General features: G+C 40.4%; 8 protein-coding genes. All 8 read right to left on the bottom strand.

Translation table 11 applies throughout. The annotated features are described in order from the left end of the window. Positions 1-123: 123 nt before the first annotated feature. On the bottom strand, positions 124-1,146 hold the full coding sequence (purM, locus tag ADF62_RS02555) for a phosphoribosylformylglycinamidine cyclo-ligase (protein ID WP_037621852.1): 1,023 nt from the start codon (positions 1,144-1,146) through the stop codon (positions 124-126). 210 nt (positions 1,147-1,356) lie between these two features. Further along, the gene (gene purF / locus ADF62_RS02560; protein WP_048788005.1) at positions 1,357-2,796 is read right to left on the bottom strand and encodes an amidophosphoribosyltransferase; all 1,440 of its coding nucleotides are present in this window, start codon (positions 2,794-2,796) and stop codon (positions 1,357-1,359) included. A 168-nt stretch (positions 2,797-2,964) separates the two neighbouring features. Continuing rightward, positions 2,965-6,690, bottom strand: coding sequence for a phosphoribosylformylglycinamidine synthase (locus ADF62_RS02565; protein WP_048788006.1), 3,726 nt, complete (start codon positions 6,688-6,690; stop codon positions 2,965-2,967). A 55-nt stretch (positions 6,691-6,745) separates the two neighbouring features. After that, positions 6,746-7,453: a phosphoribosylaminoimidazolesuccinocarboxamide synthase gene (purC, locus tag ADF62_RS02570; RefSeq protein ID WP_048788007.1), complete on the bottom strand. Its 708-nt coding sequence runs from the start codon at positions 7,451-7,453 to the stop codon at positions 6,746-6,748. A gap of 282 nt (positions 7,454-7,735) precedes the next feature. Then, complete coding sequence (locus ADF62_RS02575) at positions 7,736-7,981, bottom strand: phosphopantetheine-binding protein (RefSeq protein WP_003098242.1); 246 nt, start codon at positions 7,979-7,981, stop codon at positions 7,736-7,738. Then, the gene (gene plsX, locus ADF62_RS02580) at positions 7,981-8,985 is read right to left on the bottom strand and encodes a phosphate acyltransferase PlsX (RefSeq protein ID WP_048788008.1); all 1,005 of its coding nucleotides are present in this window, start codon (positions 8,983-8,985) and stop codon (positions 7,981-7,983) included. Before plsX ends, ADF62_RS02575 begins: the two co-directional genes overlap by 1 nt. Positions 8,986-9,160: 175 nt before the next feature. Next, positions 9,161-9,934, bottom strand: coding sequence for a DNA repair protein RecO (recO, locus tag ADF62_RS02585; RefSeq protein WP_048788009.1), 774 nt, complete (start codon positions 9,932-9,934; stop codon positions 9,161-9,163). Continuing rightward, complete coding sequence (locus tag ADF62_RS02590; RefSeq protein WP_048788010.1) at positions 9,921-11,096, bottom strand: pyridoxal phosphate-dependent aminotransferase; 1,176 nt, start codon at positions 11,094-11,096, stop codon at positions 9,921-9,923. The genes recO and ADF62_RS02590 overlap by 14 nt, the downstream gene beginning before the upstream one ends. Positions 11,097-11,246: the final 150 nt, after the last annotated feature.

Below are 11,246 nucleotides of genomic sequence, written 5' to 3' on the forward strand. Positions count from 1 at the left end.
GCTGGGTGCTTGCACACAAAATGATTTCTCTTTTTTCCTAGAAAATGAGTCCCGTGTTCAGTTAGGCTTCCTAACTAAACACTCCTTTCTACAATTTCTCTGTACAAAATGGTGATATCACCATTATTTAATCACCACACTTGCGCCATCTTTCTTCACAATACGACCGATTTCATAAACAGGTTCGTCAAGAAGTTCTTTGACATGTTCAACATTTTCTGGTTTAACCGCAAGCATGAGACCAATACCCATGTTGAAGATTTCAAACATTTCTTCGTGTTTGATTTCACCATACTTTTCAAGGGCTTTGAAAATTGGAAGGACTGGCACTTTGCTTTCGTTAATTTCAGCAGCCAAGTCATCTGAGAACATACGTGGTACATTTTCAATGAAACCACCACCTGTGATGTGAGCAATTCCATTCACCAATTCTTCTTTGATGAGTGGCAAAGCCGCTTTGACGTAGATACGAGTTGGTTCAAGAAGAACGTCTTTAAGTTTTTTGCCTTCAAGTTCTGGGAGGACTTCTTCACCTGTGTAATCAGCAAAGACACGGCGAACGAGTGAGTAACCATTTGAGTGAATACCGCTTGAGGCAAGTCCAAGAAGCACGTCACCTTCAGCCACTTTTGAACCATCGATGATTTGTGATTTTTCTGCGATACCTACCGCGAAACCAGCCAAATCATAGTCGTCTTCACCGTACATACCAGGCATTTCAGCAGTTTCACCACCGATGAGGGCTGCACCAGATTGCACACAACCTTCAGCCACACCAGCAACGACCTGTTCCAATTTCGCTGGTTCATTTTTACCAGTCGCTACATAGTCAAGGAAGTAGAGGGGCTCAGCACCTGCAGCAATGATATCGTTAACACACATAGCGACACAATCTTGACCGATAGTGTCGTGTTTGTCGTACTTAATAGCAAGCATGAGTTTAGTACCGACACCATCTGTACCTGAAATCAAAACGGGCTCTTTGACACCTGTTTTTGAAAGGTCAAACATCCCACCGAAGCCACCAAGAGCTCCCATGACACCTGCACGCTCTGTACGGGCAACGTGTTTTTTGATACGTTCGACAACTTCATAACCTGCTTCAACGTCCACACCCGATTGGGCATACGCATTTTTATTTGTCATTTGTTTATTCCTTTTCTTTTTTCGAGAAAAATTGCGACGTATTTTTAGATAAACCACCTTTTTATCTAAAAATACTAGTCAGGTCTCTAGCTTTGGCCCCATAGGGCAAAGCGTCTACTGACAAATGCTTTAGCTTTTAGTCAGTAGTGAGACGTGGCGCGTAAGCATTTTTAGACATAATTTTTTCCTCTTTTTTCTTCTGCACTGCTCTTAATAGAAAGAAGTGTGTTCTTTCAAACTTTCCAAATAGCGTTCTTCGTAGTCATACAATGGTGTTGGATATTTGCCATCGAAGTAGGCCACACAAAGGCCACCATTTGGTGCATCTGTGTCAATTCCAATGGAATCAATCAAGCCATCAATTGACAAGTAAGTCAAGCTATCCGCACCAATGATTTCGCGTGTTTCCTCAACTGTATGGTTGGCGGCAATCAATTCCTTACGTGTTTGAATATCGATACCGTAGAAACATGGGTAAGCAAGGGCTGGACTTCCGATAGCCACGTGAACCTCAGTCGCCCCTGCTTCTTTCAAGAGTTGAACGATACGACGGGACGTTGTTCCACGAACAATGGAATCGTCAATCATGACCACACGTTTTCCTTTAACAACACCTGATACGGCAGAGAGTTTCATACGAACTCCTTGCTCACGCAATTCTTGTGTTGGTTGAATAAAGGTACGTTGGGTGTATTGATTTTTAATCAAGCCCATTTCATTTGGCAAGCCTGATTCTTCAGCAAATCCCATGGCCGCACTAAGTGATGAATTGGGCACACCGACCACAATATCCGCTTCATGCTTGAACTCACGTGCTAATTGAGCTCCCATACGTTTACGAGCCGTATGGACATTCACACCTTGAATGTTTGAATCAGGACGAGCAAAGTATATATACTCCATCGAACAAACAGCCAATTGCGTATCTGTTGTATAGGTATCGTAAGCGATGCCATTATCATCGATGATAACAACCTCACCCGGATTTACATCACGAATCCATTCTGCACCAACCACTTCAAAAGCGCAGGTTTCAGATGAAACCACGATAGCACCGTTGGCCATCTTACCAAGAGAAAGTGGACGGAAACCATTTGGATCCAAAGCTGCAATAAGCTTGTCCTCAATCATAAGAAGGTAAGCAAATCCACCTTTGACAGTGTTCAGAGCTTCTTTTACTTTTCCCATAAATGATGGGTTATGGCTACGACGAATCAAATGAGCTAATATTTCTGAATCAGAAGTTGAGCTAAAAATGGCCCCATTCTTCTCCAACTCATGTCTTAGTGACTCTGCATTAGTCAAATTCCCATTATGAGCAAGACCAAGCTGTCCATCGTGAAACTTAAACATGAATGGTTGAATATTGTCTACAGAAGCCTCACCAGCAGTCGCATAACGAACATGACCGATAGCAGCCGTACCAGTCAGCTTGTCTAAGTTGGCTGGATCACGGAAAACTTCTGAGAGAAGCCCCATATCACGATGACGCTTCAATTGACCCGCATCATTTGAGAGAATTCCTGCACCCTCTTGACCACGGTGTTGAAGACTGTGAAGTCCGAAATAAGTTAATTTGGCAGCATCCGGGTGACCCCAGATACCAAAAACACCACATTCTTCATTAAGAGATTTAACTTCGTATGTCATTTTATATACCTTTTATTTGTGATATTTTCCTTAGGTAACAAGAATGAGTGTAGCTATCTCTAGTGTCTCATTCTTCCAATTTGATCTCGATTTTGCAAAATTCTCAAGTTATCTAGGAATATCGCTACAGCGAAAAATATCATTACTAAGCGCGCTAAACTCGCTCTATTATTTTCCAGTGAAGTATTTAACCGCTGACGCAAAGAGGTGCTGATCTTTATTTCCTGGAATATTTTGGAAGAGACCATCTTCGAAACGTTCTGAGTGACCCATCTTACCAATAATTTGACCGTTCTTGCTTGTGATACCTTCAATAGCATTGACAGAACCATTTGGATTATATTTAGAATCCATGCTAGGTTTGCCTTCGAAGTCAACATATTGGGTAAAGATTTGACCATTGTCACGAAGCTCTGCAAATTCCTCAGCTGTCACGACAAATTTACCTTCACCATGTGATACTGGGATGGCATGGATGTCACCAACTTCTACTCCAGCAAGCCATGGTGAGTTCGTGTTGGCAATACGTGTTTCAACCATCTTAGCCACGTGTTGGTTGGCATCATTGTAGAAGAGGGTTGGACTCGTACTGCTTGCATCTTCAAAGTTACCGTATGGAAGGAGACCTGATTTGACGAGGGCTTGGAATCCGTTACAGATACCGATGATTAAACCACCACGTTTTATGAAGCTATCAATGGCTGCACGTACTTTTTCATTGAGCAAGATGTTAACGATAAATTTAGCTGATCCATCTGGTTCATCCGCTGCTGAGAAGCCACCTGCAAAGAAGATAATGTTAGCTTTTTCGATATTGTCAACCATAGTGTCAACAGACTTGACAATAGCTTCTTCATTCAGTGTTACAAATGGTACCAAGTTGACTTTGGCACCTTCTTTTTCAAAGGCCTTAGCAGAGTCATACTCAGAGTTAGTCCCTGGAAATACTGGGATGTAAACCACTGGTGTCTCAACTATTTCTCTAGATTTGATCACAGCATCAGATGCTACAGCAGGTACTTCTTCTAGCTCAGTTGCTTGTACAAATTCAGTTGGGTAAACCTCTTCCAATTTACCTTGGAAGGCACTGTCAAGTTTGTGTCCATCAAGCGTTACACCATTGACAGTAAGTGTAAAGTCAACTGCTGTTTGTCCAATCTTGGCAACACCTGAAATTTCTTCCGGAGATGTGAAGACGAATCCACCCAATTGAGCTGTCAAAGCAGTCTCAAGATTTTCAAGGGTTACAGTGGCACCAATATGGTTACCAAATGTTGCAAGGGCAAGAGCTTCAACAACACCACCGTATTTGACAGCTGATGCAGATGTGACTTTATAATCAGCTTGGATGGCTTCAAACTTAGCAAAGTTAGACTTGATAAGATCAAAGTCAATTTCTTGTGCCAAAGCTTGACCTGGGATGTAATAGATATTTTCACCAGCAGCTTTAAATTCTGGAGAAAGGACCTTACGGCTATCTGCAGTTGTCACACCAAAAGCAACCAAGGTTGGTGGTACTGTCAATTCTTCAAAGGTACCAGACATAGAGTCTTTACCACCGATAGATGGCAAACCAAGTTGAATCTGAGCTTCGATTGATCCAAGTAGAGCTGATACTGGTTGACCAAAACGCTCTGCTTGTTTATCCATACGCTCGAAGTATTCTTGATAAGAGAAACGAGCCTTAGACCAGTTTGCACCAGCAGCAACCAAACGAGCTGTTGCTTCGATTACTGCATAGGCAGCACCATGATATGGAGACCATTCTGCTACATAAGGGTTGAATCCTTGCGCCATAACAGAAGCAGTTGTTGTCACGCCGTGTTGGACTGGCAATTTCTGTACAGAAGCTTCTGTTGGTGTGATTTGGTAGCGACCACCGAGTGGGTGATTAACTGTTGAACGACCAACTGAGCTATCGAAGATGGTTTGTAAACCTTTTTGACTGGCATGGTTAAGGTCAGCCAAGACTTCAAGAGTATCAGCTTCAAGGGTTTCAGCAGATGTTTGACGTTCTTCTGGAAGCTTGACATCCTTGTCAACCACCTTAGCATCTACAACCACACGTACACCGTTTGTATCAAGGAAACGACGTTCCAAATCAACGATGGTTTCGCCATTCCAGTGCATGACAAGATTTGGTTTTTCAGTCACTGTTGCAACGACAACAGCATCAATATTTTCTTTGTTACATTCATCAACGAAGGCGTCTACATCTTCTGGACGAACCACTACAGCCATTCGTTCTTGAGATTCAGAGATGGCAATTTCTGTACCGTTCAACCCTTGGTATTTCAATGGCACTTTGTCTAGATCAATTTCAAGACCATCTGCCAATTCACCAATAGCCACGCAGACACCACCAGCACCAAAGTCATTTGATTTCTTGATAAGACGTGTTACTTCACCATTACGGAAAAGACGTTGAATCTTACGTTCTTCGATGGCATTCCCTTTTTGGACCTCAGCACCAGCTGTTTCAACAGATTCAACTGTTTGAACTTTAGAAGAACCTGTCGCACCACCGACACCGTCACGTCCAGTCTTACCACCGAGCAAGATAATCACATCACCTGCTTCAGGTTTTTCACGGACAACATTTTCCTTAGGAGCCGCACCGACAACGGCACCTAGCTCCATACGCTTAGCAACGAAACCTGGGTGGAAGTATTCACGAACATAGGTTGTTGCAAGACCAATTTGGTTACCGTATGAAGAATAACCGTGAGCCGCTGTTTTAGAAATCACTTGTTGTGGCAATTTACCAGCACGTGTTTCAGCGATTGGTGTTGTAATATCACCAGCACCTGAGATACGCATGGCTTGGTAAACGTATGAACGACCTGACAATGGGTCACGAATGGCACCACCAATACAAGTAGCTGCTCCACCAAATGGTTCGATTTCAGTTGGGTGGTTGTGAGTTTCGTTCTTGAACATAAGAAGCCATGGTTCTTTGACACCATTGATATCTACTTCAATTTCAACTGAGCAGGCATTGATTTCATCAGACACTTCCATGTCATCTAAACGGCCATTGGCACGCTCATAACGACCAAAAATAGTCGCCATATCCATCAAGGTTTGAGGTTTTTCCGTACGTCCCAACTCATCACGCATGGAGATATATTTGTCATAAGTCGCCTGCAATTGTTTTTGAAATTTAGAAGCTGAAAAGTCGATATTCTTCAACTCAGTCTCGAAAGTTGTGTGACGGCAGTGATCAGACCAGTAAGTATCCAAAACCTTAAGCTCAGTCTCAGTTGGCACACGTCCAATGGACTTGAAGTAATCTTGAATGAAGAGAAGGTCGTCTACTTCCATTGCCAATCCTTTCTCTGCCTTATACTTAGCAAAATCTTCTGCCGTATAAGTTTCAAAGAAATCCAAACTTGGAATGGTCTTGTCAGACTCAGAGAAATCCTGTTTCGCAATGCCAACAGTGATATCTTTGAAACGAGAATCCACTGGGTTCAAGAGGTAGTTTTTGACAGCTTCCAACTCATTCGAATCAATATCCTTGTTAACCAAGTAAAGTTGTGCTGTGTTCACTGTTACATCATTTGAACTACCAAGCAAAAGCAAAGCTTCTTGTGAAGATGCCGCACGTTGGTCAAATTGACCAGGCAAGCTTTCGATAGCAAAGAAAGCATACTTCTCAAGATCAGCCTTAACCTCAGCTTCATCCCAAACAGTATCGGTTACTTGTTCAGAAAAGATATGTTTTTCCGCACGTGCAAACAAATCCTCTGCTAAATTAAAGACATCGTAAACTTGTACAATACGAAGATCATTCAAGGTTTTCAACTGAATATTATGCTGTAATTCTTTTACTAAAGATCGAGATTTCACACGAAAATCAGCTTTTTTCTCAACGAAAATACGTTTATCCATTTTATTTCCTTTATCTATTTCTACTTAAAGATTGTAGTGACGACCAAGTAAAACTTTACTTCAAGCTTTGCAATTTTTCCAATACAACTTCATACACATCTGTCAAGCTACCGAGATCACGACGGAAAACATCCTTGTCCATATGGTGCCCTTCCGCATCCCAAAGACGGCAGTTATCTGGTGAAAATTCATCTGCCAAGATAATTTTGCCATCCTTATCAAAACCGAATTCCAATTTGAAGTCAATCAAACGAAGACCAATTTGCTCAAACCAATCTTTCAGCAATTCATTGATACGGCGTGTTTCTTCCTTGATATAAGCAATTTGCTCATCATTGGCAATATCCAAAAACTTCACATGCTCATCATTGATGAATGGATCATCCAAATCATCGTTCTTATAGTAAAATTCAACGATAGGAGTTTTCAAGTCCAAACCTTCTTCCACACCAAAACGTTTAGAAAAAGAACCCGCAGTCACGTTACGAAGAACAACCTCCAAAGGAATGATTTTCACTTTCTTGTTGAGTTGTTCGGTGTCAGAAATACGTTCAATAAAGTGAGTAGCTACACCCGCAGCATTCAATTTTTCAAAAATAAGAGACGAAATCTGATTATTTAGCACACCTTTACCCTTAATAGTCTCCTTACGAGCACCATTAAGCATGGTTGCCTGGTCCTTATAGACCGACTTAATCACATTTTCGTCTTCTGTATTATAAATATCTTTAGCTTTCCCAGTATAAATCAGTTGGTTTGACATGGTATTGTTCGCCTTTCAAGTTTATTCATCTTAATTATACCACACGAAAAACCAAAAACAAACATATAGCAAACTTTATTTATCAATTAAATAAATAACGTTCGGTTTTAGAGTGTTGCTTGGAGTTTTTTAATAAAAATGTATAGAAAAAAAGAGTGAGATAGTGCTAAATCAATGTAACTTTTAGCTTTTTATCTCACTCCAATAAAATGATAACCATGCAACATATAGTTGCTTCATTATTATATTCCTCTAGAATCTAACAACTAAAGTCTAATTTTCTTATTTATTATTCAATTGCTCAGACAAATAGTCTAACAAATCTGATACCTTATCCATATGATCAATGGTATTATCGGAAATCTCTAGGGCAAACTCATCCTCCAAATTAATAATGAATTCCATAAGCTCTATTGAATCTACACCCAAGTCATCTAATTTAGTAGCTTCAGTTAAAACAATATCCTCTCTACCCAATTGCTCTTGAATAACGAGCTGCATTTTCTGAAGAATTTCTACTCTACTCATCAGTTAGCCTCCTCTTTCGGGTCGAAAGCGTCAACTAGTTGCTCTACCACCTTAGTATCGAGCATCGTACGAACCTGCTTAATGGTATAGTAGACTGCTTTAGCATCACTAGATCCATGACATTTTACTACAGGAGCCTTGAGACCAAAAAGAACAGCCCCACCGGCACTTGAATAATCCATCGTCTCTTTCATGCCTTTAAGTCTATCCTTCAAGAGGAAGGCACCTAATTTAGCTTTGAGACCACCATTCATTATGGCTGACTTAAGAGTCTTCATTATGCCAAGTCCAGTTCCTTCAATTGCCTTAAGAACCGCATTTCCTGTAAAACCATCAGCCACTACCACATCAGCAGCTCCAGACATGATTTCACGCGCCTCGACATTACCAATGAAGTTAATGCTTGCTTCCTTGGATAAAAGCTCAAAAGCCTCCTTACGAAGACTATCCCCCTTTGTTTTCTCAGTCCCATTATTAAGTAGGCCTACACGAGGGTTGGCAATTCCACGTACATTTTTAGCATAGAAAGAGCCTAAAATAGCATATTGATGCAAATGATTAGCTGTATTTTCAGCATTAGCTCCTAGATCAAGCATATCAAAGGGTTGACCAGTAAAACTTGGCATCGTTGACATAAGACCTGGTCGTTCAACTCCCTTAATACGTCCAACAACAAAAAGACCGGCAGCCAAAAGAGCACCTGTATTCCCTGCAGAGATTACAGCATCCGCTGCTTTATCCTTAACAGCTTGTGCACCCAAAACCATCGAAGCTTTCTTTTTCTTTCGAATTGCTTTGACGGGCTCATCATCCGAATTTATCTTTTCATCAGTATGAACAATGCTCACACGTTCATTCGCTGTCAAATAGTTTTTGATTTTAGCTTCGTCACCATAAAGCTGGATTTCAATATCTTTGAACTCTGCTAAAGCTTGGTTAACTCCCTCTACAATCGCTTGTGGCGCATTATCGCCACCCATAGCATCCACTGCAATTACATGCATAGCATTCTCCCTCTCATCCTCTGCTCTTAAACAATAGACATCCCTCGGTCACTATCCCTAGCAGAGTCTTTCAGCTTATTGTCCTCTTATTATAGCATGAACTGACCTGCATTTTAACCCCGGAAACTGAAAACCTCTACATTCCTGTTTCACGTGAAACAAAAAAAGATAATGCTTAATCAGCACTATCTTCTTTACTCATAATGTGACCCCAAGAATTTAGATTATCAATAAACTTCTTGCTTTTAAGATGAATCCCAACATAATTATCATAAAGCTCATCAATAAATTGTCGCAACTTTCGTTTCATATCATCCTTAACAGATATGCTTCTCAATTCTTCAAACGAAAGACCCTGAAAACGATCTAAAAGATAAGGCACATTAGGGTCCAAATGACTACGCCTTTCATCTTCTTCGTAATGATTGGGACAAAGTAAACCTGAGAACTTATACGAGAAATCAAAAGGAAGACCAACACGATGACAAAAGACACATTCATGAAAGTTCAATCGTACGCCAAAACGGTCCAAAACTTGAATCTCAAAGATATTAGTCAATATTTCATAATCTAAGCCCTCTTCCATTAACTCAAGGGTTTTCTCTAAAAATACAAATAATTGCGCATCTACCACACCGTCAGCAATAGCAGCATCAGTCAAAGCAGCTAAATAGGTCGCGTAAGACAGCTTAAAAATATCACTTGTAATTTCCTTAAAAGACTCTGCCTGACTATAATCCTCTATGAAAGATAAACCTTCATCATTTACAGTCATCATAAATTCAGCGATGTTTAAAGGTTGAATCACAGCACTCAATTTACCTGACCCACCACCTCTAACAAAAAACATCCGTTTACCAGCTTGTTCAGTAAAAATCTTAACCAGCTTATCATTCTCACGATAATTACGATTGAAGAGGACGAGCCCCCTACTCTCAAGCTTCTGCATGTTCTTCCATAAACTCTTTCAAACGAGTCATAGCTGTTTCAATAGTGTCCATGCTAGCTGCATACGACAAGCGAACATAACCTTCGCCATATTTCCCAAAAGCAACGCCAGGAATAATAGCAATAGCTTTTTCACGAGCAAAGTCTTGACAGAACTTAAAGGAGTCTTGATTATATCCTTCTGGAATCTTAGCAAAGATGTAAAAGGCACCATCAGGTTTAATAATTTTGAAACCAAGTTCAGTCATTTTTTCAAGAATATAATCACGACGTTTCAAATACTCAACTTTCATTGGTTGTGCATCATCCTTACCAGCAGATAATGCTTCGATAGCTGCAAATTGTGCCATAGTAGCTGCAGCCGTCACCAAATACTGGTGACTCTTAATCAACTGAGCCGTCAAACTTGCTGGTGCAAAAATCAAACCAATACGCCATCCTGTCATCGCATGAGATTTCGACAAGCCGTTGATTAAAATAGTTTGCTCAGGCAAATATTCAGCAATAGAAACATGTTGATCTACATAAGTTAGTTCTGAATATACTTCATCACTAACAACAAAAATATCATATTTTTTCAGAACCTCAGCAAGATCTTCAATCTGTTGTCGTGAATAAGTCACACCTGTTGGGTTGGTTGGGTAGTTAAGTAAAACAGCCTTAAGCTTATTCCCTTGCTCTAAAATTGCCTTTTCTAACATCTCCGGTGTCAAAACAAAATCATTAGCTGTTGTATCAATTTCAACAATTTCAGCCCCAACTAGATTTGCAATCGGCTCATATCCTGGATAGGCTGGTGCAGGCAAAAGAATCGTATCACCTGACTCCAAAATAGCTGTTAAGGTCGCAGAAAGAGCTTCTGTGGCCCCAATAGTTACCAAAATTTCATTATCTGGGTTATAAGTTAGATTGTATTTTTCCTTAACAAAATTCGCAGCAGCTTGACGCAAATCAGGAAGTCCAGCCATACCTGTATAGTGTGACTGGTTCGCATCAATCGCAGTTTTAGCTGCTTCTTTCACATGATCTGGAGTCGTAAAATCAGGTTCTCCAAGCGTCAACTTTTTAATACCTGGAACATCTGAAATTGATTGGTCAAACTGACGAATCATTGAGACTTCAATCTTATCTAAATTTTTATTAAAACGTTGTGTTAAATCCATCACAGTCACCTCTTTGCAATTATGCCTAACATTATATCAAAAACTCAAACGCATTTAAACACCAAAAAACTAGCCTAGGCTAGCTTTAAAGGCTCTATAATTTCTGTAGTGGGTAAAACCACTGTAGAGATTATAGAGCTTTTTAAGTGT

Source organism: Streptococcus sp. 1004_SSPC (assembly GCF_001069025.1).
Lineage (GTDB): Bacteria > Bacillota > Bacilli > Lactobacillales > Streptococcaceae > Streptococcus > Streptococcus vestibularis.

What these genes read in the sequence shown, in the direction of transcription:
- ADF62_RS02565 (WP_048788006.1), bottom strand. Translation starts at nt 6,690, where the DNA reads ATGGATAAACGTATTTTCGTTGAGAAAAAAGCTGATTTTCGTGTGAAA.
- recO (WP_048788009.1), bottom strand. Translation starts at nt 9,934, where the DNA reads ATGCAGAAGCTTGAGAGTAGGGGGCTCGTCCTCTTCAATCGTAATTAT.
- purM (WP_037621852.1), bottom strand. Translation starts at nt 1,146, where the DNA reads ATGACAAATAAAAATGCGTATGCCCAATCGGGTGTGGACGTTGAAGCA.
- purF (WP_048788005.1), bottom strand. Translation starts at nt 2,796, where the DNA reads ATGACATACGAAGTTAAATCTCTTAATGAAGAATGTGGTGTTTTTGGT.
- ADF62_RS02575 (WP_003098242.1), bottom strand. Translation starts at nt 7,981, where the DNA reads ATGAGTAGAGTAGAAATTCTTCAGAAAATGCAGCTCGTTATTCAAGAG.
- ADF62_RS02590 (WP_048788010.1), bottom strand. Translation starts at nt 11,096, where the DNA reads ATGGATTTAACACAACGTTTTAATAAAAATTTAGATAAGATTGAAGTC.
- purC (WP_048788007.1), bottom strand. Translation starts at nt 7,453, where the DNA reads ATGTCAAACCAACTGATTTATACTGGGAAAGCTAAAGATATTTATAAT.
- plsX (WP_048788008.1), bottom strand. Translation starts at nt 8,985, where the DNA reads ATGCATGTAATTGCAGTGGATGCTATGGGTGGCGATAATGCGCCACAA.